The sequence below is a fragment of the Pseudomonas sp. RA_105y_Pfl2_P56 genome (genome assembly GCF_963970845.1).
Taxonomy (GTDB): domain Bacteria; phylum Pseudomonadota; class Gammaproteobacteria; order Pseudomonadales; family Pseudomonadaceae; genus Aquipseudomonas; species Aquipseudomonas baetica_A.
The window spans coordinates 1-22,004 of record NZ_CAXAPL010000063.1; the positions used below are offsets into that span (position 1 = coordinate 1).

Annotated in this window: 20 protein-coding genes, 1 tRNA gene and 1 pseudogene; 15 read left to right on the forward strand and 7 right to left on the reverse strand. The window is 60.2% G+C overall.

The genetic code is table 11. From position 1 onward, the window contains the following. Positions 1-297, forward strand: a pseudogene (locus tag AACY11_RS26865) (integrase core domain-containing protein); the annotation flags it as partial. A 9-nt stretch (positions 298-306) separates the two neighbouring features. Here AACY11_RS26865 and AACY11_RS26870 read toward each other — a convergent pair. Further along, positions 307-383: transfer RNA gene (locus AACY11_RS26870), tRNA-Arg, on the reverse strand. Positions 384-825: 442 nt separating this feature from the next. On the opposite strand from AACY11_RS26870, the gene gabD reads away from it, so the two are divergent. The 3 genes from gabD (at position 826) to AACY11_RS26885 (ending at position 5,084) form a co-directional block, all read left to right on the forward strand. Next, positions 826-2,268: an NADP-dependent succinate-semialdehyde dehydrogenase gene (gene gabD, locus AACY11_RS26875; protein ID WP_339431610.1), complete on the forward strand. Its 1,443-nt coding sequence runs from the start codon at positions 826-828 to the stop codon at positions 2,266-2,268. 185 nt (positions 2,269-2,453) lie between these two features. Beyond that, complete coding sequence (gabT, locus tag AACY11_RS26880) at positions 2,454-3,731, forward strand: 4-aminobutyrate--2-oxoglutarate transaminase (RefSeq protein ID WP_221730981.1); 1,278 nt, start codon at positions 2,454-2,456, stop codon at positions 3,729-3,731. A 141-nt stretch (positions 3,732-3,872) separates the two neighbouring features. Beyond that, on the forward strand, positions 3,873-5,084 hold the full coding sequence (locus AACY11_RS26885) for a response regulator (protein ID WP_221730982.1): 1,212 nt from the start codon (positions 3,873-3,875) through the stop codon (positions 5,082-5,084). 36 nt (positions 5,085-5,120) lie between these two features. On the opposite strand, the gene AACY11_RS26890 is transcribed toward AACY11_RS26885, so the two are convergent. Both AACY11_RS26890 and desA read right to left on the reverse strand, forming a co-directional pair. After that, positions 5,121-6,110 (reverse strand): GGDEF domain-containing protein, encoded by a 990-nt coding sequence (locus tag AACY11_RS26890; RefSeq protein WP_339431607.1) that lies wholly within the window; start codon positions 6,108-6,110, stop codon positions 5,121-5,123. A 144-nt stretch (positions 6,111-6,254) separates the two neighbouring features. Continuing rightward, positions 6,255-7,439 carry a delta-9 fatty acid desaturase DesA gene (gene desA, locus AACY11_RS26895; protein WP_339431606.1) on the reverse strand — a complete coding sequence of 395 codons (1,185 nt, stop codon included), beginning with the start codon at positions 7,437-7,439 and terminating at the stop codon, positions 6,255-6,257. Positions 7,440-7,585: 146 nt separating this feature from the next. On the opposite strand from desA, the gene dibA reads away from it, so the two are divergent. From dibA to AACY11_RS26925, 6 genes are all read left to right on the forward strand, one after another. Next, entirely contained in the window at positions 7,586-9,505 is a 1,920-nt protein-coding gene (dibA, locus tag AACY11_RS26900) for a phosphodiesterase DibA (RefSeq protein WP_339463944.1), read from the forward strand. 163 nt (positions 9,506-9,668) lie between these two features. Continuing rightward, on the forward strand, positions 9,669-9,851 hold the full coding sequence (gene oscA / locus AACY11_RS26905) for a sulfur starvation response protein OscA (RefSeq protein WP_041477433.1): 183 nt from the start codon (positions 9,669-9,671) through the stop codon (positions 9,849-9,851). Between the two features lie 75 nt (positions 9,852-9,926). Then, complete coding sequence (locus AACY11_RS26910; protein WP_339431604.1) at positions 9,927-10,940, forward strand: sulfate ABC transporter substrate-binding protein; 1,014 nt, start codon at positions 9,927-9,929, stop codon at positions 10,938-10,940. A gap of 64 nt (positions 10,941-11,004) precedes the next feature. Continuing rightward, positions 11,005-11,823, forward strand: coding sequence for a sulfate ABC transporter permease subunit CysT (cysT, locus tag AACY11_RS26915; protein WP_221730987.1), 819 nt, complete (start codon positions 11,005-11,007; stop codon positions 11,821-11,823). A 12-nt stretch (positions 11,824-11,835) separates the two neighbouring features. Beyond that, the gene (gene cysW, locus AACY11_RS26920) at positions 11,836-12,708 is read left to right on the forward strand and encodes a sulfate ABC transporter permease subunit CysW (protein ID WP_339431603.1); all 873 of its coding nucleotides are present in this window, start codon (positions 11,836-11,838) and stop codon (positions 12,706-12,708) included. A 3-nt stretch (positions 12,709-12,711) separates the two neighbouring features. Beyond that, entirely contained in the window at positions 12,712-13,701 is a 990-nt protein-coding gene (locus AACY11_RS26925; RefSeq protein WP_339431602.1) for a sulfate/molybdate ABC transporter ATP-binding protein, read from the forward strand. A 95-nt stretch (positions 13,702-13,796) separates the two neighbouring features. Here AACY11_RS26925 and AACY11_RS26930 read toward each other — a convergent pair whose 3' ends face one another. After that, positions 13,797-14,321, reverse strand: coding sequence for an Mpo1 family 2-hydroxy fatty acid dioxygenase (locus AACY11_RS26930; protein ID WP_339496141.1), 525 nt, complete (start codon positions 14,319-14,321; stop codon positions 13,797-13,799). 82 nt (positions 14,322-14,403) lie between these two features. On the opposite strand from AACY11_RS26930, the gene AACY11_RS26935 reads away from it, so the two are divergent. Continuing rightward, the gene (locus AACY11_RS26935) at positions 14,404-15,081 is read left to right on the forward strand and encodes a Crp/Fnr family transcriptional regulator (protein ID WP_339496143.1); all 678 of its coding nucleotides are present in this window, start codon (positions 14,404-14,406) and stop codon (positions 15,079-15,081) included. Positions 15,082-15,124: 43 nt separating this feature from the next. On the opposite strand, the gene uraH is transcribed toward AACY11_RS26935, so the two are convergent. Continuing rightward, a complete protein-coding gene (uraH, locus tag AACY11_RS26940) occupies positions 15,125-15,535 on the reverse strand; it encodes a hydroxyisourate hydrolase (RefSeq protein WP_339496144.1) in 411 nt (136 codons plus the stop codon). 11 nt (positions 15,536-15,546) lie between these two features. Continuing rightward, the gene (locus AACY11_RS26945) at positions 15,547-16,032 is read right to left on the reverse strand and encodes a GlcG/HbpS family heme-binding protein (protein ID WP_339431598.1); all 486 of its coding nucleotides are present in this window, start codon (positions 16,030-16,032) and stop codon (positions 15,547-15,549) included. A gap of 136 nt (positions 16,033-16,168) precedes the next feature. On the opposite strand from AACY11_RS26945, the gene AACY11_RS26950 reads away from it, so the two are divergent. Together AACY11_RS26950 and AACY11_RS26955 are read left to right on the forward strand one after the other, a co-directional pair. Beyond that, positions 16,169-16,849: a heavy metal response regulator transcription factor gene (locus AACY11_RS26950; RefSeq protein ID WP_339431597.1), complete on the forward strand. Its 681-nt coding sequence runs from the start codon at positions 16,169-16,171 to the stop codon at positions 16,847-16,849. Beyond that, a complete protein-coding gene (locus AACY11_RS26955) occupies positions 16,839-18,224 on the forward strand; it encodes a heavy metal sensor histidine kinase (protein WP_339431596.1) in 1,386 nt (461 codons plus the stop codon). Before AACY11_RS26950 ends, AACY11_RS26955 begins: the two co-directional genes overlap by 11 nt. A 57-nt stretch (positions 18,225-18,281) precedes the next feature. Here the strand turns inward: AACY11_RS26955 and AACY11_RS26960 are convergent, their stop codons facing one another. Further along, positions 18,282-19,286: an AraC family transcriptional regulator gene (locus tag AACY11_RS26960; RefSeq protein ID WP_339431595.1), complete on the reverse strand. Its 1,005-nt coding sequence runs from the start codon at positions 19,284-19,286 to the stop codon at positions 18,282-18,284. 100 nt (positions 19,287-19,386) lie between these two features. Between AACY11_RS26960 and AACY11_RS26965 the strand changes: the two genes are divergently transcribed. Beyond that, a complete protein-coding gene (locus AACY11_RS26965; protein WP_339431594.1) occupies positions 19,387-20,457 on the forward strand; it encodes a fatty acid desaturase in 1,071 nt (356 codons plus the stop codon). Between the two features lie 739 nt (positions 20,458-21,196). Continuing rightward, positions 21,197-21,778, forward strand: coding sequence for an alpha/beta hydrolase (locus AACY11_RS26970; RefSeq protein WP_339431593.1), 582 nt, complete (start codon positions 21,197-21,199; stop codon positions 21,776-21,778). Positions 21,779-22,004: the final 226 nt, after the last annotated feature.

Genomic DNA, 22,004 nt, shown 5'->3' on the forward strand with positions numbered 1-22,004 from the left:
GAGTCCAGTACTGCTCGGCGCTGTATCAAAAGCTCCACGCCAAGCATGGCATCACGTGTTCGATGACAGATGGCTACGACTGCTACCAGAACGCCTTGGCAGAGCGGGTCAACGGCATCTTGAAAACGGAACTCTTGCTCCACCGGCCGAAAGACTTGGCGCAAGCGGAGCAAATGGTGCGAGAAGCGATCCTGATCTACAACCAGGAACGCCCGCACCTGTCCTTAAAATACAAAACGCCCGATGCAGCGCATCGGGCGTTGGGGTGAAACAGGTGTAAACCTATTTCAGGACTAGACATATTCGTGGTGCACCAGGCGGGATTCGAACCCACGACCCCTGCCTTCGGAGGGCAGTACTCTATCCAGCTGAGCTACTGGTGCAGCGGGCGACATCATACCTAGGTCGGGTCAGGGCGTCCATGCTGGGTTTTGGGGCGTATTGTCAGTGCGCGTGTCGGCTGGAGTCGCTGTATTCCATAAAGCGGTAACGTCCTGCAAAACCCTCGCTTGGCGCTTTGACGGGGGTGTTCTATGGTTTTCCTGCGGCGGGGGCGTTTTGCTCGTTGATCTGAAAAACTTCACAAACACGCCGTTTTTGTTCTTTTTTTCGAACGCCCTATTGTCCTTTAAACCCTTTGCTCCTACGATCCGTTTGAGATTTCAAACGCTCGTTGACTGGGCGTTGAAGCGCAGGTGTTTCGAGTCGTGCACGATTGATGCGCCTCACCCGGTCACTGATTTCCCTGACGGCAGCCTTGCGAGGCGCCTTTCTACAATCATAATTTGCTCCGCGCAGGCCGCGGTGCTGTTAAGGAAAGCCGACATGCAGCTTAAAGACACCCAGTTGTTCCGCCAGCAAGCCTTCATTGATGGCGCTTGGGTCGATGCGGACAACGGTCAGACGATCAAGGTCAACAACCCGGCCACCGGCGAAATTCTCGGTACCGTGCCGAAGATGGGCGCTGCCGAAACCCGCCGTGCCATTGAAGCCGCTGATAAAGCGCTGCCGGCCTGGCGTGCACTGACCGCCAAAGAGCGTGCCGGCAAACTGCGTCGCTGGTTCGAGCTGATGATCGAAAACCAGGACGACCTCGCTCGCTTGATGACCCTCGAACAGGGCAAGCCGCTGGCCGAAGCCAAGGGCGAAATCGTTTACGCCGCTTCGTTCATCGAGTGGTTCGCTGAAGAAGCCAAACGCATTTACGGTGACGTGATTCCGGGCCACCAGCCGGACAAACGCCTGATCGTGATCAAGCAGCCAATCGGCGTGACCGCAGCCATTACCCCGTGGAACTTCCCGGCCGCGATGATCACCCGTAAGGCCGGCCCGGCGCTGGCTGCCGGTTGCACCATGGTGCTCAAGCCTGCTTCGCAAACCCCTTTCTCCGCATTCGCACTGGCTGAACTGGCCCAGCGTGCCGGCATTCCTGCGGGCGTGTTCAGCGTGGTATCCGGCAGCGCCGGCGACATCGGCAGCGAGCTGACCAGCAACCCGATCGTGCGCAAGCTGTCCTTCACCGGTTCGACCGAAATCGGCCGTCAACTGATGGCCGAATGTGCCAAGGACATCAAGAAAGTCTCGCTGGAACTGGGCGGCAACGCGCCGTTCATCGTGTTCGACGACGCAGACCTGGATAAGGCCGTTGAAGGCGCGATCATTTCCAAGTACCGCAACAACGGTCAGACCTGCGTCTGCGCCAACCGTCTGTACATTCAGGATTCGGTCTACGACGCCTTCGCCGAGAAGCTGAAAGTGGCCGTGGCCAAACTGAAGATCGGCAACGGTCTGGAAGACGGCACCACCACTGGCCCGCTGATCGACGAAAAAGCCGTGGCCAAGGTGCAAGAACACATCGCTGACGCTGTGGCCAAAGGTGCCACCGTGCTGGCCGGTGGCAAGCCGATGGAAGGCAACTTCTTCGAGCCGACCATCCTGACCAACGTGCCGAAAGACGCAGCGGTCGCCAAGGAAGAAACGTTCGGTCCGCTGGCGCCGCTGTTCCGCTTCAAAGACGAAGCCGAAGTGATCGCGATGTCCAACGACACCGAGTTCGGTCTGGCCTCTTACTTCTACGCTCGTGACCTGGGCCGTGTGTTCCGTGTGGCGGAAGCCCTGGAATACGGCATGGTTGGCGTCAACACCGGGCTGATCTCCAACGAAGTCGCGCCATTCGGCGGCATCAAGGCGTCGGGCCTGGGCCGTGAAGGCTCCAAGTACGGCATCGAAGATTACCTGGAAATCAAATACCTCTGCCTGGGCATCTAAGCCGAGAAAGGGATTGCTGCAAACGCAAAGGGCACGAGAGCGCTGTCCCTTTGCGTCGTTTCAAACCGGAATTTTCTCTGCGGCCGGGAACGCCGTGGCAGTCGATCATCGCATGCTGCCACCGTCGCTTCCTCCCGCTTAATCCTTGAACCGCGCCGCCCGATGAGCGGCGAATGAGGACTGTAATGAGCAAGACTAACGCTGAACTGATGGCCCGCCGTACCGCTGCCGTACCTCGTGGTGTTGGCCAGATTCACCCGATCTTCGCCGAATCCGCGAAGAACGCTACCGTGACGGACGTTGAAGGTCGTGAATTCATCGACTTCGCTGGCGGTATCGCTGTACTGAACACTGGCCACGTGCACCCGAAAATCATCGCGGCCGTGACCGAACAGCTGAACAAGCTGACCCACACCTGCTTCCAGGTGCTGGCCTACGAGCCGTACGTTGAGCTGTGCGAAAAAATCAACGCCAAGGTGCCAGGTGATTTCGACAAGAAAACCCTGCTGGTCACCACCGGTTCCGAAGCGGTGGAAAACGCTGTGAAAATCGCCCGTGCCGCCACTGGCCGTGCCGGCGTGATCGCCTTCACCGGCGCTTACCACGGTCGCACCATGATGACCTTGGGCCTGACCGGTAAGGTCGTGCCTTACTCGGCCGGCATGGGCCTGATGCCAGGCGGCATCTTCCGCGCGCTGTACCCTAACGAACTGCACGGCGTGAGCATCGACGATTCGATCGCTTCCATCGAGCGCATCTTCAAGAACGACGCTGAGCCGCGTGACATCGCTGCCATCATCATCGAGCCGGTTCAGGGCGAAGGCGGTTTCTACGTCGCGCCTAAAGAGTTCATGAAGCGTCTGCGCGCCCTGTGCGACCAGCACGGCATTCTGTTGATCGCTGACGAAGTGCAGACCGGCGCTGGCCGTACCGGCACCTTCTTCGCCATGGAGCAGATGGGCGTTGCTGCCGACCTGACCACTTTCGCCAAATCCATCGCTGGTGGTTTCCCGTTGGCCGGTGTGTGCGGCAAGGCCGAATACATGGACGCCATCGCTCCAGGCGGCCTGGGCGGCACCTACGCCGGTAGCCCGATCGCTTGCGCGGCGGCTCTGGCGGTGATGGAAGTCTTCGAAGAAGAAAAACTGCTGGATCGCTGCAAGGCTGTCGGCGAGCGACTGGTCACTGGCCTCAAAGCCATCCAGGCCAAGTACCCGGTCATCGGCGAAGTCCGCGCCCTGGGCGCAATGATCGCCGTCGAGCTGTTCGAAAACGGCGACAGTCACAAGCCGAACGCTGCCGCTGTGGCGTCCGTTGTGGCCAAGGCTCGCGACAAGGGCCTGATCCTGCTGTCCTGCGGCACCTACGGCAACGTGCTGCGCGTACTCGTACCGCTGACCTCGCCGGATGAGCAACTGGACAAAGGTCTGGCGATCATCGAAGAGTGCTTCTCCGAGCTGTAAGGTCGGGCGCTGTGTGACTGGATAGACAAAAAACCCGCTTCGGCGGGTTTTTTTTCGTCTGTGGAATCACATCGTCAGGTTTAGCGCTGTATCGAATAGCTCGCATTGGCTAAGGTTCAGGCATTGCAAGGGAGAGCGCGCATGACTGCCGTTGATTTACCCGCCGTACCCCGAGTGCTGATTGCCGAGGCCGACCCATGGTCTCGTGATCTGCTCAAACAAGTGCTGCTCAATGTGCGCTGCGATGCGCGGCTGGATCTGTGTGCCGACGGCCAGCAAGCCCTCTCGCTGCTCAGCGAAGTGCCCTATGACCTGGCCATCGTCGATTGGGAGCTGCCCGGTGTCGATGGCTTGAGCGTGTTGCGCAGCGTGCGCCAGCGCAAACGCAATCCGCCGCTGCCGTTCATTCTGATGAGCAGTCGCAACGACAGCGCGAGCGTGCGCGAAGCCCTTCCGCTGGCGCCGACGGCGTACCTGACCAAACCCCTGAACATGGAAAGCCTGACGGAGCGTCTGCAAGGTTTGTTGCTCAATGCCGGTGAGGAAGTGTTCTGCGAAGTGCCGGCACTCGCGCCGGGCATGACCTTGTCGGTGTTCCTTGAGCGGCGCCGCGAGCAGACTGACGGCGCCCCGCTGATGACCGATGTGCAGGTGGCGGTCAAACGCAGCCTCAATCCCAATGGGCTGGACCTGAAGCTGCTGGAAGAGGAAATCCGCATCGACCCGCAGATCACCGCCGTACTGATCGCCGCAGCCAACAGCGCGGCGCAGCACCACGGTGCACCGGTGCAGACGTTGGCGCAGGCGCTGCATCGGCTGGGGACTGGGCAAAGCATGAACCTGATTCTGGGGTTGGCGCTCAAACGCAGCGCCAGGCTCAGCGATCCGTGTCTGGCGGACTATGCCGAGCGTTACTGGGGCCTGTCGCTGCACACCGCGGAGTACGCTCGCACCCTGGCGCGCTTGCTCGATCTGGATCAGGAGCGCTGCTATTGCGCCGGCATGTTGCATCGTTTGGGCGATCTGGCGTTGCTGCGCTGTCTGCAGGAGTGGAAGCAGGCCGGCGGGGAGCTGGATGAGTGTGAGGAAGTCGGCGACGCGCTGGCCGAGTTTGGCGCGGCGTATGGTTCGGCGTTGCGTACACGCTGGCGTTTGCCGTTGGAGTTGCGTGAGCTGATTGCTTCGGTCTACCAGCTCGGCGGCGGGGTGTATTCCCGCGAGGCGCTGGTGATGAACATGGCAGCGCAGATGGCTCGCCTGACGGAGCATGAAGGTGTTGAGGAACTGGCGAAGAGCCGCACGGCGCGGTTGCTCAAGATCGGGCTGCCGGAATTGATGCGGATGCGCAAATAACTGGAGTTTTCACAAACCCACAGTTGTTTTGTGTTGTCAGGCAGAGATAATCCGGTTTTTGCCCTGGCGTTTGGCTTCGTACATCGCTGCATCCGCACGGGCGAACAGGCTGTCGAGGCTGCCATCGCCCTCCTTGAGGCAGGTCAGACCCTGGCTCACCGTAATGCCGAACGTCTGGCCGTTGTGGTTGAAACTCAAGCGTTGGATCTCTCGTTGCAGCCGTTCGGCCACTTGCATCGCCATGTCTGGCGCGCAGCCGGGGAACACGGCGGCAAACTCTTCCCCACCAATACGCCCGAACAGATCCCCTCGTCGCAGCGAACCGCGACCGCACTCGGCGATCCGTTGCAGCACATTGTCACCCTCGGGATGGCCGTAGCTGTCGTTGATCACTTTGAAGTCATCGATATCCAGCAGCAGGAATGCCAGTGGTGAACCTTGCAGGCGCGCCTCTTCGAATTCGCGATTGGCGCATTCGAAGAAGTGGCGCCGATTGCTGCTTTGGGTCAGCACGTCGGTAGTGGCCAGGCGTTGCAACTCGGTTTCCATCTGCTTTTTATCGGTGATGTCCTCGGCGATACCGACAATCACCACCGGTTGTCCGGGTTCGTCCTGACGATTGATGAAGCATTTATCGCTGATCCAGCGTACCTGGCCGTCGGCGGCAATGATCCGGTATTCGCGATCTTCCACGGCGCCTTTGTGCAGGACGTCGGCGAGGCTGCGTTCGGCGTAGTCCAGATCGTCGGGGTAGATGCTGTCGCGCCACTGGTTGTAGTCGGCGAGCAAGAGGCCGGCGCAGCGGCCGAAAATCCGTTCATAGGCGGGGCTGACGTACAGCACCTGCCGGGTTTCCCAGTCGAAGGCCCACAGCACGGCATTGACGCTGACCAGCAGGGCGCTGAACAGTTGCTCGCGCTCGCTCAGCCGGGCGACTTCGCCTTGGGCGTGCATCAACGCCATGAGGGTTTGCGCGGCCTCGGGCCATTGCGGGAGGGATGAGTCTTTTTGGTTGTTGTTGACCATCGGCACAGATCTCAAAGGGCGTGCCGGAATTCGACAACGACCACAGTACGGCCCGCCGGGGTGGCGAAGTGTCTTTGAGATAGGGGATTGCGGGCTAAGTTCCGATGGGTGCGCCCGGGAGTCCGGACGCACCGATCAACGGTCTCAGACCGCTGCAGGGCGCAGCGAGTAGGTTTTCAACTGGTCGGCGAATTCGCGCAGGGAATGTATGCCACTGGCCTCGGCCTCGTGAATCCATTCCTTGATGGCGGCGAGCATGTCGTGGCCATTTGCACTGGTCTTGACCCAGATCTGTTGCAGGGCCAGACGTTTTTCGTAAATTACCTTCAGTGCCTGGCTGTGCTCGAGCATGGTCTGGATACGCAGGTGATGACGATCTTCCAGCAGGCTGGTTTCCCGCGAGAGCAGACGCTTGGCGCGGTGGAACTGGTGACGCACCGAATGATCGACCTTGGCCAGCTCTTGCTTGACCAGCGGGCCGATCACCAGCTTGCGGTACTGGGCCATGATCTGGAAGCGGTTGTTGAGGATCGCCATGGCGGTGTCCATGTCCAGGTTGCCCTTGCCTTCGACACGGTGAGCAATCGGCGCGACACGTTGCACCTTGGCCAGACGCAGGAAGCTGAAGACTTTGATCCAGGCCCAACCGAGGTCGAACTCCCACTTCTTCACCGAAAGCTTGGCCGAGTTGGGGTAGGTGTGATGGTTGTTATGCAGTTCTTCGCCGCCGATCAGGATGCCCCACGGCACCAGATTGGTCGCCGCGTCGCGGCATTCGAAGTTGCGGTAGCCGACGGCATGGCCCAGGCCGTTGATCACGCCGGCAGCCCACACCGGGATCCACATCATCTGGATCGCCCAGATGGTGATGCCGATGGTGCCGAACAGCAGCAGGTCGATGACGCCCATGATGGCCACGCCCAGCAGCGGATAGCGGCTGTAGACGTTGCGTTCGATCCAGTCTTCGGGGCAGTTTTTGCCGTAGATGCGCAGGGTCTCGGGGTTTTGCGCTTCGGCGCGGTACAGTTCGGCGCCGGTGCGCAGCACAGTGGACAGACCTTTGATGACCGGGCTGTGCGGGTCCTCTTCGGTTTCGCATTTGGCGTGGTGTTTGCGGTGGATGGCGGTCCATTCGCGGGTGTTCTGCGCTGTGGTCAGCCACAGCCAGAAGCGGAAAAAGTGTTTGAGCCCGGCATTCAGCTCCAGCGAGCGATGGGCGGAGTAACGGTGCAGATAGACCGTGACGGCGACAATTGTCACATGGGTCATGAGCAGGGTGACGGCGACCAGTGACCAGGCCGACAAACCAAGAAAACCTTCGTACCACATAGGCTATAGGGCCCTCGATAAAGATAAAAACAGCCGTTGCATTATCACCAAGCACACAGATAAAACCAGTCACCCTTTCAGATAAGAGTCGCTGGATGTTTCTTGACCTATAATCCCAACCTTTTTGTAGGGACATGGACGGCCGAATGTCAGCCACTTATCGCGATGCCTTGCGTGCAGCGCTGCTCTATCTTGTAGTTGCAGTCGTCTGGCTGCAGGGGGCTGGTTATTTATTAAACAGTTTCTTCGATAACGCCGTCGATCTTGCCCGTTGGCAACTGATCAACGGTTATGTATTGGCGGCGTTCAGTGCCGGGCTGATCTTTCTGGCGCGGGCGCGTTTGTGTGCGTTTCTGGGGATTGGCGCGCGTTTGCGCGAGCGGCATGCTGATCGCGAACGCCTGCGGCAGGCGGCGGCTGTGTTCGATTGCACGCGTGAAGGCGTACTGGTCACCAACCATCGTGGGCTGATCGTGCACGTCAATCGTGCGTTCATCGAGATCACTGGTTACCAAGGCGAGGAAGTTCTGGGTCAGCAGCCAAGCCTGTTCAAGTCTGGCCATCATCCGCCGGGTTTCTATCAGGCGATGTTCGCCACGCTGGCGTCGCAGGGCGAGTGGAGCGGTGAGATCTGGAACCGCCGTAAAAGCGGCGAAATCTATCCGCAGTGGCAAACCATCCGCGTCATACACGATGATCAGGGGCGCCTTAGTCACTATGTGGCGGTGTTCTCCGACATCAGTGCGATCAAGCACTCCGAGCATGAACTCAAGCACCTCGCTCACCACGATCCGCTGACCGATCTGCCCAATCGCCTGCTGTTCAGCGACCGCGCCGAGCAGGCGCTGGCCTCGGCGCAGCTCCAAAAACGCGGCTGCGCCCTGCTGATGCTCGATCTGGATCACTTCAAGATGATCAACGACAGCCTCGGTCACAACGTCGGTGATCGACTGCTCAAGTCCGTGGCTGCGCGGTTGCAGGACTTGTTCGGTCCCGGCATCACTCTGGCGCGACTCGGAGGCGATGAATTCGCGGTGCTGGCCGAGTGTTGTCCACAACTGGTGCAGGCAGCGGCGTTGGCCCGGCGCATTCTCGACGCGCTCAAAGAGCCGTTTTGTATCGAAGGTCATGAGTTGTTCATCAATGCCAGTGTCGGCATCAGCCTGTTTCCCAGCGATGCGCTGAGCGCCGAACAACTGCTGCGCAATGCCGATGCTGCGCTGTTCAAGGCCAAGAGCAACGGGCGCAACGGTTACGCCTTGTACACCGAAGAGCTGACGGCCCATGCCCAGCGACGGGTCGAAATCGCTTTCGAATTGCGCCGAGCGCTGGAGCAGCAGGAGCTGCGGGTCTACTACCAACCGGTGCATGACCTGAAAACCGGGCGCCTGATCGGCGTTGAAGCCTTGGTGCGTTGGCAGCATCCGCAGCGCGGCCTGGTGTCGCCGGCCGAATTCATCCCGATTGCCGAGCGCACCGGGTTGATCGCCGAGATCGACGCGTGGGTCATGCAGCAGGCTTGCCGGCAAATGTGCCAATGGCTGAAAGCCGGGGTGTTGCTGGCGTTTGTGGCGGTGAATGTCTCGTCGCGGCTGTTTGCTCGACGCGAGTTGTATCAACAGGTGGCGCAGGTGCTGCACGACACTGGGCTGGATCCGGCCTATCTGGAACTGGAGGTCACCGAAAGTGCGGTGATGGACGACCCGGAAGTGGCGCTGGAGCAGATGCATCGCTTGCGCGAATTGGGCATTCGTTTGGCCATTGATGATTTCGGCACTGGCTATTCATCGCTGCTGCGGCTCAAGCGCTTGCCGGTGCAGAAACTCAAGATCGATCAGGGGTTCGTCGCCGGATTGCCCGGGGACGAACATGATGTGGCGATTGTCCGGGTGATCATCGCGCTGGCCCGCAGCATGGGCATGCAGGTGCATGCCGAGGGCATCGAACAGGTTGAGCAGGCGGCGTTTCTGTTGGAGCAGGAGTGCAATCTGGGGCAGGGGTACTGGTTTGGACGGCCGGTACCGGCGCCGGAGATCGATTGGTCGCGAGCGCCATTGATCGATTGAAGATCAACAGATCGCAACCCCTTGTCCGTATAGATAATTCTTTTCGGTTATATAAAAATTCTTAAATAGTATTTTTAAGAATAACAGTGCCTCTCTTATATTGCTCCCACGCCAACGCAGTGCCCTCCGCTGCCAGGCCAATCCCCTTCAAAGGAGCAGCACCATGAGCGCATCCCTGCGTAGCGTTGACGGTCAGGACGAAGCCACCATTTTGCGTGAGATCCAGAGTGCCCTGCGCGACCTGCGCTTTGGCGCAGTGGAGATCACTGTGCACAACGCGCAAGTGGTCCAGATCGAGCGCAAAGAGAAATTCCGCTTGCAGCAGCCGGGCAAGCAACCGGGCTAAAAGATCCCGACCGGCAACTCGATTGCAGATATTCATAAGAAAAAGCCATCACCCAGAATTCCAGGAGCTTTCACCATGTCGTCGATTCGCCGTTACGCGTTGGCCGCCGTGGCCAGTGCTGCGTTTGCCGGTTGCGCGGTTGCCAAGGATTACGAACTGCTCAACGTGTCGTATGACCCGACGCGTGAGCTGTATCAGGACTACAACGCCGAATTCATCCAGTTCTGGCAGCAAGGACATGCCGGCGACACGGTGAGAATCCAGCAATCCCACGGCGGCTCGGGCAAGCAGGCCCGTGGGGTGATCGACGGTCTGCGTGCCGACGTCGTGACCCTGGCCCTGGCCGGTGACATCGACGAAATCGCCAAACTCGGCAAAACCCTGCCGGCCGACTGGCACAAGCGCCTGCCGCAGGCGAGCACGCCGTACACCTCGACCATCGTGTTCCTGGTGCGCAAGGGCAATCCCAAAGGCATCAAGGACTGGGGTGATCTGGTCAAGAACGACGTCTCGGTGATCACTCCGAACCCGAAAACTTCCGGCGGTGCGCGCTGGAACTTCCTCGCCGCCTGGGCCTACGGCCTGAAAGCCAATGGCGGTGATGAAGCCAAAGCCAAGGAGTACGTACAGACCCTGTTCAAGCATGTGCCGATTCTCGATACCGGCGCTCGCGGCTCGACCATTACCTTCGTCAACAATGGTCAGGGTGATGTGTTGCTGGCCTGGGAAAACGAAGCGTTCCTGGCGCTGAAAGAAGACGGCGGCACGGACAAGTTCGACATCGTCGTGCCTTCACTCTCGATCCTCGCTGAACCGCCCGTGGCCGTGGTCGACAAGAACGCCGAGAAGAAGGGCAATGCGCAGATCGCCGAAGCCTATCTCAAACACCTGTACAGCCCGGCCGGCCAGGAAATCGCCGCGAAGAACTTCTACCGTCCGCGTGACAAGGCTGTCGCCGCCAGATATGCCCAGCAGTTCCCGACACTGGAACTGGTGACCATCGACAAGGACTTCGGCGGCTGGAAAGCCGCACAGCCGAAATTCTTCAACGACGGTGGCGTGTTCGACCAGATTTATCAGGCGCAGTAATCTGACTTCAGCCACACCACGAGCCTGATGCGTTCAGCGGAAGGCTTTTTAACCAAGGACTTTTATGTCGCGTCGTATCTCCCCCGTCATACCCGGCTTCGGGCTGACGCTGGGTTACACCTTGGTGTACCTCAGCCTGATTGTGCTCATCCCGCTGGCGGCGATGTTCGTCCACGCCGCGCAACTCACCTGGGATCAGTTCTGGACGATCATCTCCGCGCCGCGTGTGCTGGCCGCCCTGAAGCTGAGCTTCGGTACCGCGCTGTGTGCCGCGATCATCAACGGCATCATCGGCACGCTGCTGGCCTGGGTGCTGGTGCGCTACACCTTCCCGGGGCGCAAGGTCATCGACGCGATGATCGATCTGCCATTCGCCCTGCCGACGGCGGTGGCGGGTATCGCCTTGACTGCGCTGTACGCGCCGACCGGTCTGGTCGGGCAGTTCGCCACAGACCTGGGTTTCAAGATCGCCTACACCCCGCTGGGCATCACCCTGGCGCTGACCTTCGTGACCCTGCCGTTCGTGGTGCGCACGGTGCAACCGGTGCTGGCCGACATTCCCCGTGAAGTCGAAGAAGCTGCTGCGTGTCTGGGAGCGAAGCCGTTGCAGGTGTTCCGTTACATTCTGGTGCCGGCGCTGCTGCCCGCCTGGCTCACCGGTTTTGCCCTGGCTTTTGCCCGTGGCGTCGGCGAGTACGGTTCGGTGATTTTCATCGCCGGCAACATGCCGATGAAAACCGAGATTTTGCCGCTGCTGATCATGGTCAAACTCGACCAGTACGATTACACCGGCGCCACCGCCATCGGCGTTTTGATGCTGGTGGTGTCCTTTGTCCTGTTGCTGCTGATCAACTTGCTGCAGCGGCGCATCGAAACCCCATAAGGAGGCGCGAACATGTCCCAATCGTCTATTGCCGCCGCCTCTTCGGCCAACGCAGCGCGCCGTGGCAGTGCCACTTCGCGCAGAATCCTGATCGGCCTCGGCTGGCTGGTTTTCACGCTGTTTCTATTGTTGCCGCTGTTCATCGTGGTGTCCCAAGGCTTGAAGAATGGCCTTGGCGCATTCTTCACCGCGATCTTTGAACCGGATGCACTGTCGGCACTGAAGCTCACCGTGTTCGCCGTACTGATTTCGGTGCCGCTGAACCTGGTGTTCGGCGTCAGCGCGGCGTGGTGCGTGAGCAAGTACGCGTTCCGTGGAAAAAGCCTACTGGTGACGCTCATCGATCTGCCGTTCTCGGTGTCGCCGGTCATTGCCGGTCTGGTCTACGTGCTGATGTTCGGCGCTCAAGGCCTGTTCGGGCCGTGGCTGCAGGATCACGACATTCAGATCGTCTTTGCATTGCCGGGCATCGTGCTGGCGACGATTTTCGTCACCGTGCCGTTCGTGGCCCGTGAGCTGATTCCGTTGATGCAGGAACAAGGCACGCAGGAAGAGGAAGCCGCGCGTCTGCTCGGCGCCAATGGCTGGCAGATGTTCTGGCACGTCACGGTGCCCAACATCAAGTGGGGCCTGATCTATGGCGTGGTGTTGTGTACGGCGCGGGCCATGGGTGAGTTCGGTGCGGTGTCGGTGGTTTCCGGGCACATTCGCGGGGTGACCAACACCTTGCCGCTGCACGTCGAGATTCTCTACAACGAATACAACCATGTGGCCGCGTTCGCTGTGGCGAGCCTGTTGCTGATCCTGGCGCTCTTCATCCTGCTGGCCAAGCAGTGGAGCGAAAACCGTATCAACCGCCTGCGCGCCAGCGCCGCGGAGGAATAATTCATGTCGATCGAAGTGCGTAACGTCAGCAAGAATTTCAATGCGTTCAAGGCGCTGGACAACATCAGCCTGGACATTCAAAGCGGTGAACTGGTGGCGCTGCTCGGCCCATCCGGTTGTGGCAAAACCACCTTGCTGCGCATTATTGCCGGTCTGGAAACCCCGGATCAGGGCAACATCGTCTTTCACGGTGAAGACGTGTCCGGCCACGACGTGCGGGATCGCAACGTCGGTTTCGTGTTTCAGCATTACGCCTTGTTCCGCCACATGACGGTGTTCGACAACGTCGCGTTCGGCCTGCGCATGAAACCGAAAAACCAGCGCCCGAGCGAAAGCCAGATCGCGACCAAAGTTCATGAACTGCTGAACATGGTGCAACTGGATTGGTTGGCGGATCGTTACCCCGAGCAACTGTCCGGTGGTCAGCGTCAGCGCATTGCTCTGGCCCGTGCGTTGGCGGTGGAGCCCAAAGTGCTGTTGCTGGATGAGCCCTTCGGCGCCCTTGACGCCAAGGTGCGTAAAGAACTGCGCCGCTGGCTCGCGCGGCTCCACGAAGACATCAACCTGACCTCGGTGTTCGTGACTCACGACCAGGAAGAAGCGATGGAAGTCGCCGACCGCATCGTGGTGATGAACAAAGGCGTGATCGAGCAGATCGGCTCACCGGGGGACGTCTACGAAAACCCGGCCAGCGATTTCGTTTATCACTTCTTGGGTGATTCGAACCGTCTGCACTTGGGCGATGACAATCATGTGCTGTTCCGTCCCCATGAAGTGTCGCTGTCACGGCATGAGCTGGAGGATCATCACGCCGCCGAAGTCCGCGATATCCGGCCGTTGGGTGCGACCACGCGGGTGACGCTGAAGGTTGAGGGGCAGACAGATCTGATCGAAGCCGAAGTGGTGAAGGATCACGACAGCCTGACGGGGCTGGCCAAAGGGGAAACCCTGTTCTTCAAGCCGAAGGTCTGGCAGAAAATCGCCAGCCTCTAACGTCAAAAGCTTCGTCGCATCGCCGCCCGGAGCAAGCCCGCTCCCGCAGTGGGAACGCATTCCATTGTGGGAACGGGCTTGCTCGCGAAAGCGGTCTACACCGCCGCCCGATTCGGATTGACCCGCACCACCCCCGCTCGCGCCTCGATCTGCTCTTTCAGTTCATGGCGCATCCCGAGCATGAACGCCAGTTCGGCCACCACAAACAGCGGCCCGACAATCAGCCCCGAAATGTCATCGACAAACGCCGGTTTGCGGCCTTCGTAGTGGTGGCCGACAAACTGGATCGCCCAGCCGATCACAAACATCGCCATACCGCTGCTCAGCCAGACCAGGGTGCTCTGCTGCGCCAGCACGTGCCCGGCCCAGACCGAAAGGCCCATCAGCACCGTCATCAAAAAACCGAGCTTCACTTCCAGGCGCAGGTAAAACCACGCCGAAGCCAGCGCCACGAGCACGGCTGGCGATAGCCACAACTCGCCCACCGACCACTCGGGGCGCGACAGCAAAACAGCCACGGCCACCACAATCAGCGGAATGCCGATAAAGTGGCTGGCGATGTTGCGCGGATCACGGTGGTAGGCGGCGTATTGACTCAGGTGATCGACGAGGCTTTTCATTGTTGTTCCTCCTGTAGGGTGATCGCATCATGCCCAGGGTTCAGCGTTGGTACTGTCAGGCAGGCGACAATCAGGAGTGTTCATGGATATGCGTTCACGGCTGCTGACCGGCCAGTGGTTCAGCCATCTGCCTGCGTCCTTTCAGGATAGTCTGCTGGCAGTGGCCCGGGAGCGGCGGCTGACGACGGGGCAACGGCTGTTCCAGCGAGGTGATCCACCGTGCGGTTTGTACGCGGTGCTCGACGGTGCCGTGCGCATCGGTGCGGTCAGCGAGCAGGGCAAGGAGGCGTTGCTGAGTCTGGTGGAAGCGCCGCACTGGTTCGGCGAAATCTGCCTGTTCGATGGCCAGCCACGCACTCACGATGCTTATGCGGTCGGGCCGTGCACCCTGCTGAATATCCCGCCTGCCACGCTGCTGAAAATCCTCGACGAACAGCCGGTGTACTGGCGGCATCTGGCGCTGCTGATGAGCCATAAACTGCGTCTTGCTTTCATCAATCTCGAACAGCTGAGTCTGCTGCCGGCCCCGGCACGACTGGCGCATCGATTGCTGATGATCGCCGAGGGCTACGGCGAACTCGGTGCGCCGCGCCGGGTGCTGCAACTGCCGCAGGAGCAGTTGGCGTCGATGCTGTCGCTGTCACGGCAGACCACCAACCAGATTCTCAAGGACTTGCAGGGGCAGGGGATTATCGGCCTTGGGTATGGCGAAATCGAGATCCTCGACGCCAAGCGATTGCGCGCCCTCGCCGCGATCTAGCGGGCAACCGAGCCCGTTCCCACATTTTTGATCTGTGTTGATTTCAGGACCCGCGATAGGTCGAGAAGCCGTAAGGGCTCAGCAGCAGTGGGATGTGGTAATGCTGGTCCGTCTGCTTCACTTCGAAAATCACCGGGATCTCCGGGAAAAACGTCTCGCGTCTGGTTTGCTTGAAATAATCGCCGGTCTTGAACACCACGCGGTATTCACCGGCCTCAAAATGCTGTTTGGCCGGGAACAGTTCGCCGATGCGTCCCTGTTCGTTGGTGGTGCCTTCGGCCAATGGTTGCCAGTTCTGGCCGACGTGTTTTTCCAGCGTCACGTTGACACCCGCTGAGGGCAGGCCGTTTTCCAGATTGAGTACGTGGACGCTCAGTGGGTTGCCAGCGGCCAACGCCAGGCTGGAAAACGCGCTGAGGCCGAGGGCGGCGAACGTCATGCGCAAAGTGGTCATGATGAAGCTCCTTATTGGGGGCGGGTAATGGACAGGCCGGCCTTGTCGGCGGCGCGGATTGCACAGGTTTCGTCTTGCTCGCCACCGCCGGAACCGGCCACGCCCATGGCGCCGACCAGTTCATCACCGGCGAACAGCGCAATGCCGCCGCCCAGTAGCAGCAGTTCGTCGAGGGTATTGAGATTGGCGGTTTGCGGGTTGCTGCGAGCGCGTTCAGCGAACAGCCGGGTTGGGGTTTTGGTCGACAGCGCCGTGTAGGCCTTGCGCTGGCTGGCAGCAGTGTTGTGTGGGCCGACGCCGTCGCCGCGCATCGTCACCAACAAGTTGCCGCCACGGTCGAGGACCGACACCGTGCCGGTGCAATTGCGCTGCGCCGTATCGGCCAGCAGGCGTGCGGTTTTCAGGTCGAGGTCGGCGTGACGCGGCAGTTCGGGGGCAGCGAAAACGCTGCCGCTGAGGCCGAGGGCCAGGCTGGCTACAAGGTATTTGAGGGTCATGGACAGGCTCCGAAAGCGAAGGTCGCCACCTTATCCGCCCGTCTTCGTCAGAACCTCGTCAGTCTGATTACAAGTTTGTAATGGGCAACACCGCCGAAGGCGCCTAGCCTGTGTGCCTGATCAATCGAGGTGTGCCATGCGTTTGCTGGTCGTAGAAGATGAAGCCAAAACCGCGAACTTCCTCGCCAAGGGCCTGGGCGAGTCGGGATTTGCCGTGGACGTGGCGCTCAATGGCCTCGACGGGCGCTATTACATTGAGCAGCAGGAATATGACCTGATTATCCTGGACGTGATGCTGCCCGGCCTCAATGGCTGGCAATTGCTGCAACTGATCCGTCAGCGCGGTGCCACGCCGGTGTTGTTCCTCACCGCCAAGGACGCCATTGAAGACCGCGTGCGTGGCCTCGAACTGGGCGCCGACGACTACTTGCTCAAACCCTTCGCTTTCGCCGAACTGCTGGCGCGGGTGCGCACGCTGCTGCGACGCGGGCCGATGCGCGAAGCCGAGTCTTACAGCATTGCCGATCTGGAGATCGACGTCCTGCGCCGACGGGTCAGTCGGGGCGGCCAGCGTATCGCCCTGACCAACAAAGAATTCGCCCTGCTGCAACTGCTCGCCAGTCGCCAGGGCGAAGTGCTGTCGCGCACGCTGATCGCCTCGCAGGTGTGGAACCTGAATTTCGACAGCGACACCAACATGGTAGAAGTCGCGGTGCGTCGTCTGCGGGCGAAAGTCGATGATCCGTATATGCCGAAACTGATCCACACCGTGCGCGGGGTTGGCTATCAACTGGAAGCCCCTGACGATGCGCTCTAGGTCGATCGCCTGGCGTCTGGCGCTGGCGTTCGCCGTGGTCTGCGCGTTGGTGCTGAGCGCGATTGGCGTGTTCCTTTACCGCTCGCTCGCCGCGCAAATCGCCTACCGCGATGACTTGGCCTTGCTCGGGCGTCTTGAGCAAGTGCGCGCCTTGCTTGCCGACAGTGACAGCCTCGACGCTTTGCAGGCACGGCCGCGCCTGTACCAGAACATGCTCGGCAATCTCGACAGCCTCTTGCTGGTGCGCCGCGCCGATGGTGCGAACGTGATCGCCATCAACCCGCGTCACCGCGATTTGCCGCCGATCAACGCCATCGCCCGTGGGCAAACCCCGCAACGCCACGACGTGCTGACCTGGCAAGCACCGGACGGCGCCGAACTGGCCCTGCTGTCCGGCGAAGCGCAAGGGCCCAACGGCGAGTCGCTGACGGTGATCGCCGGTAAAGTGCTGAGTGAGCGCGAACAGATGCTCGCCAGCTATCGCTTGTGTTTGTATCTGGCGGTCGGCCTCGGTGCCGTGCTGGCCTTCGGTTTGGGATTGCTGTTGCTGCGCCGGGGCCTGCAACCGTTACGGCAATTGAGCGAAGCGTTACGCGGCATTGATCTGCGCAGCCTCGATCAACGTTTGCCCGTCGCCCGCACGCCCGCCGAACTGCTTGAGCCGGTACAGGCGCTCAACGGCATGCTGGCGCGTCTGGAGGACAGCGTGCAGCGCTTGTCGCAGTTTTCTGCCGATCTTGCCCACGAGATCCGCACACCGCTGCACACATTGCTGGCGAGCAACGGTCAGGCGCTGAATCACTCGCGCAGCGCATCGGAGTATCAGGACGTGCTGGCCTCGAACATGGAAGAGTTCGAACGGCTCAAACGCATGGCCGAAAACCTGATGTTCCTCGCCCGGGCCGAACAGGCCGAACGAGCGCTCGAGCGGCGTACGCTGGAGCTGCACGGCGTCGGCAGCGAACTGTGTGAATACTTCGAAGCCTTGGCCGATGACCGCCGCCTGCTGCTGGAAAACCAATTGCACGGCGAACTGCACGCCGATCAACAACTGCTGCAACGTGCCCTCGGCAACCTGCTGGCCAATGCGGTGCGCCACGCCGATCCCGGCACCGTCATCAGCCTGCGCCGTCGCGATGAGCCGGGCTGGTGCTGGTTACAGGTTCACAACCTGGGGCCGGCCATCGCCTCTGAGCATCTGGGCAAACTGTTCGACCGCTTCTACCGCGTTGACCCGGCCCGCGCCGAGCCGGGTGATTCGGGCGGATTAGGGCTGGCGATTGTGCAATCGATCATGCAATTGCATGGCGGCCAGGTGCGGGTCAGTAGTGATGCGACGGGCACGGTGTTTGAGCTGGGCTTTGTGGTGATCTGACTGACGCCTTCGCGGGCTTGCCCGCGAAGAGGCCAGTGAATCCAATAAAAATATCGCTCAGCGCAACCCATCCCGAAACTGCCCCGGCGTCAGCCCCGTCCAGCGCTTGAACGCGCGGCTGAAGCTGCTGGTGTCGGCGAAGCCGAGCAGGTAGCTGATCTCGCTCAATGAACACTGCGGATCACGCAAATGCTGCAGTGCAAGATTCTCGCGGCTCTCGTTGAGCAGCGTATCGAAGCGGCAACCCTCATCCGCCAGATGCCGTTGCAGGCTGCGCAAGCTCAGGTGCAAGGCCTGGGCGATGCGTTCGGCGCCGGGCTCGCCTTCGGGCAGTTGTTCTTCGATGGCGTCGCGCACCTTGCGCTCCCAGGTCAGCGGCTGAAGCTGGGCCATGGTGCGTTTGAGTACCGCTTCGTTGTGTTCGGCCAGTTCCGGGTTGGCGTCGTCCAGGTGGCTGTCGAAGTCGGCGAGGGCAAACTCCAGGCGATCTTCGGCGGATGAGAAATGCACGGGGGCGCGGAAGACTTTGTGCCATTGATGTGCGTCCGCCGGCTCCGGGCGGCGCAAGTACACCGCCAGCGGTGCATAGTCACGCCCCAGGCGATTGCGGCAGGTGCGCACATAGATGGCGGCAAACGCGTCGATGGCTTCGAAGGCCGGCGCGGGATTGCCTGGCGGGACTTTCAGGCGGAACAGATAGCGGTCGTCGCTGCGGCGCAGATCCAGTTCCAGCGCATCGCTGACCACCGGGTGATAGCGCACGATGCGTTCGAATACCTCGCGCAAACTGCCACTGGCGACCAGCGCATAACCGAGCGCGTGGAAGGTGGTCGGGCTGACGAACCGCGACACCCGCAAACCAATCGCCGGATCACCGCTGACCTGCACCGCGATCTCCCACAGGCTTGTGGTGCCGGACAGTGGGTAGCGCGCGTTGGGGTCGTCCATCAACTGTGGATCAAGCCCGGCCTGTTGGCACAGGTCAGCGCTGTCCAGCCCCAGCGCATCGAGTTGCTTGCGCAAGGCACGGGTCCAACTGGCGAGGGAGGTCGGTTCCTTCATGCTGATTGGCGCTTCCGGTCAACAGGTTGGCGTGCACGGCTACCACGTTCGCAATCGGCACAGGGCAGGATGCGAGTATCAATGACCAGAGGATGGAAGCATGGACGGTACTTCTGCAAGTCCCCAGCGACACAATGCAGCCCAGCGATCAGCGCATATTCGCCAAGTGGTGCTGGCCAAAGGCGTGGAACTGCGCGAGCGCTACCCGATTCTCAAGCATCAGGATGCACTTGGGGCGGGGATTCTGGCCTTTGCCCTGGTCGGGATGATCGGTTCGGCGGCGCTGTACATCAGTGGCTACATGGCCTGGTGGGTGTGCCTGCTACTCAATGCGTTTTTTGCCTCGCTCACCCATGAGCTTGAGCACGACCTGATCCACAGCATGTATTTCCGCAAACAGCGCGTACCGCACAACGTGATGATGGGTCTGGTGTGGATGGCGCGGCCGAGCACCATCAACCCATGGATTCGCCGACATCTGCACCTCAATCACCACAAAGTCTCCGGCACTGAGACCGACATGGAAGAGCGGGCGATCACCAATGGCGAGCCGTGGGGTTTTGCGCGGTTGCTGATGGTGGGCGACAACGTGATGTCGGCGATCATCCGCCTGCTGCGGGCGAAAACCTGGGCGCATAAATTCAGCATCCTCAAACGCACGCTGAAGGTCTACGCGCCGCTGGCGCTGGTGCATTGGGGCGCCTGGTATGTGTTTCTCGGCTTTCATGCGGCCAATGGCATCGCCTACCTGATGGGGTCGCCGATTGAATGGTCGGCGACCACGTTGTCCGTGATGCAGGTGATTGATATCGCCGCCGTGGTAATCATCGGCCCGAATGTATTGCGCACGTTTTGCCTGCACTTCATCAGTTCGAACATGCATTACTACGGGGATATCGAACCGGGCAATGTGCTGCAGCAATGTCAGGTGTTGAACCCATGGTGGTTGTGGCCGTTGCAGGCGTTCTGCTTCAACTTTGGCAGCAGTCACGGGATTCACCATTTTGTGGTGAAGGAGCCGTTCTACATTCGCCAGATGACCGTGCCAGTGGCGCACAAAGTGATGCGTGAGATGGGCGTGCGGTTCAATGATTTCGGAACGTTCGGGCGGGCCAATCGGTTTGTTCGCAAGGATGAGGTCGTGGTGTCGGGTGAGGCGGTGGAGGCCTGACAGTTGCTGTTACCCACCCTCTCCCAGAGGGAGAGGGGACTGATCTTGTAAATCGGTCTGATTTGAGTGCGGATTACACCCAATCGTACTGCGGCGCGACAGGTTGAGACTCTCCTGAAGTGGGTAGAGATCAGTGTTTACTTGCCTTTGCTGGCTTCGAAGGCGCGCACCGACGTTGGTTTTAGAATCGATTTCGTACTGTACAAGTCATGGTATGTTTGCGGTACGGGTTTTTTGCGGAGCAGGTGCAAACATCATGGTTTATCACGGTGCTCAACGATGAAGGCGATGACGCTGACTGGAGTGTAGACCGACTCTGAGTGTGGCCCGCAGATCCGTGCTGGCGGGGAGAGTGCGTCAATCAATAATGTAGATGTCGTCCAAAACGGCTCGGTCAAGGGACCAATCAAATTCAAGATTCATAAAACCGAAACCAAATTCGCGCGAAACGTTTATACGGTGGGGAGATGATGATGTGGCTGGCATCTGCACTTGGGCGACAGCGAAGTCGCCCGGGACGGGGATCACTCACTTATCGGTGATCACTGCGCGGTAAAAGAATTTTTGATTTTCCGGGGCCGTCTCCTTGGCAGGGTGCGGCCCTTTTTTATTTGCTCGCGCCGACCGGTTTTTTATTTGATATTCGATATGGGTATTAATAAATAGCTTCTTATTCCTTAGCGGATATAAATCCCCTCCCTATACTCGGTCAGCAACAGACACGCAGGAGAACGCCCCCATGCACAACGAATCAATTCGCTACCTGATTGTGCCGGGCTGGCAAGGATCGCCAGAAGATCATTGGCAGACCCACTGGCAGAACAGCCTGCCCAACAGCGCACGGGTGGAGCAGACCGACTGGCTGACCCCGCGCCGCGAGGACTGGGTTGGCGCACTGGCCGAGGCGATTGCTGCCGACAGCACGCCCGTCATCCTCATCGCGCACAGCCTGGGCTGCATCACCGTTGCCCACTGGGCCGCCACTGCGCCGCTGCAATACCTGCTTCAGGTGCGCGGTGCGTTGCTGGTCGCCCCGGCCGATGTCGAGCGTGCGACCTGCGCGCCGGCGCTGCGTAACTTCGCGCCGATTCCGAGTGATCTGCTGCCGTTCCCAAGCCAGGTCGTCAGCTCCGACAACGACGCCGCCGTCAGTGCGCCACGAGCGCTGGAACTGGCGCGTAACTGGGGCGCCGAGGCGGGGATTCTCGCTGGCGCCGGGCATATCAATGTGAAATCCGGGCATCAGCGTTGGGAACAGGGTTTTGCCTATCTCTATCGCCTGCAAACCCGCATGGAACAAAACGCTCGACGTCGCGCCTGATTTTTCTGTTTCTTGCAACGCCCCCGTCTCCTGGCGGTTGTGGGCGGGAGTCAGTCATGAGTGTTGAAACGTTCGGTCAGCCATTGCTGACCTTTCCCGATGTCTAGTCCTGAAATAGGTTTACACCTGTTTCACCCCAACGCCCGATGCACTGCATCGGGCGTTTTGTATTTTAAGGACAGGTGCGGGCGTTCCTGGTTGTAGATCAGGATCGCTTCTCGCACCA

Coding starts and splice junctions, on each gene's coding strand:
- gabD (WP_339431610.1), top strand. CDS start 826: ATGCAGCTTAAAGACACCCAGTTGTTCCGCCAGCAAGCCTTCATTGAT.
- gabT (WP_221730981.1), top strand. CDS start 2,454: ATGAGCAAGACTAACGCTGAACTGATGGCCCGCCGTACCGCTGCCGTA.
- AACY11_RS26885 (WP_221730982.1), top strand. CDS start 3,873: ATGACTGCCGTTGATTTACCCGCCGTACCCCGAGTGCTGATTGCCGAG.
- AACY11_RS26890 (WP_339431607.1), bottom strand. CDS start 6,110: ATGGTCAACAACAACCAAAAAGACTCATCCCTCCCGCAATGGCCCGAG.
- desA (WP_339431606.1), bottom strand. CDS start 7,439: ATGTGGTACGAAGGTTTTCTTGGTTTGTCGGCCTGGTCACTGGTCGCC.
- dibA (WP_339463944.1), top strand. CDS start 7,586: ATGTCAGCCACTTATCGCGATGCCTTGCGTGCAGCGCTGCTCTATCTT.
- oscA (WP_041477433.1), top strand. CDS start 9,669: ATGAGCGCATCCCTGCGTAGCGTTGACGGTCAGGACGAAGCCACCATT.
- AACY11_RS26910 (WP_339431604.1), top strand. CDS start 9,927: ATGTCGTCGATTCGCCGTTACGCGTTGGCCGCCGTGGCCAGTGCTGCG.
- cysT (WP_221730987.1), top strand. CDS start 11,005: ATGTCGCGTCGTATCTCCCCCGTCATACCCGGCTTCGGGCTGACGCTG.
- cysW (WP_339431603.1), top strand. CDS start 11,836: ATGTCCCAATCGTCTATTGCCGCCGCCTCTTCGGCCAACGCAGCGCGC.
- AACY11_RS26925 (WP_339431602.1), top strand. CDS start 12,712: ATGTCGATCGAAGTGCGTAACGTCAGCAAGAATTTCAATGCGTTCAAG.
- AACY11_RS26930 (WP_339496141.1), bottom strand. CDS start 14,321: ATGAAAAGCCTCGTCGATCACCTGAGTCAATACGCCGCCTACCACCGT.
- AACY11_RS26935 (WP_339496143.1), top strand. CDS start 14,404: ATGGATATGCGTTCACGGCTGCTGACCGGCCAGTGGTTCAGCCATCTG.
- uraH (WP_339496144.1), bottom strand. CDS start 15,535: ATGACCACTTTGCGCATGACGTTCGCCGCCCTCGGCCTCAGCGCGTTT.
- AACY11_RS26945 (WP_339431598.1), bottom strand. CDS start 16,032: ATGACCCTCAAATACCTTGTAGCCAGCCTGGCCCTCGGCCTCAGCGGC.
- AACY11_RS26950 (WP_339431597.1), top strand. CDS start 16,169: ATGCGTTTGCTGGTCGTAGAAGATGAAGCCAAAACCGCGAACTTCCTC.
- AACY11_RS26955 (WP_339431596.1), top strand. CDS start 16,839: ATGCGCTCTAGGTCGATCGCCTGGCGTCTGGCGCTGGCGTTCGCCGTG.
- AACY11_RS26960 (WP_339431595.1), bottom strand. CDS start 19,286: ATGAAGGAACCGACCTCCCTCGCCAGTTGGACCCGTGCCTTGCGCAAG.
- AACY11_RS26965 (WP_339431594.1), top strand. CDS start 19,387: ATGGACGGTACTTCTGCAAGTCCCCAGCGACACAATGCAGCCCAGCGA.
- AACY11_RS26970 (WP_339431593.1), top strand. CDS start 21,197: ATGCACAACGAATCAATTCGCTACCTGATTGTGCCGGGCTGGCAAGGA.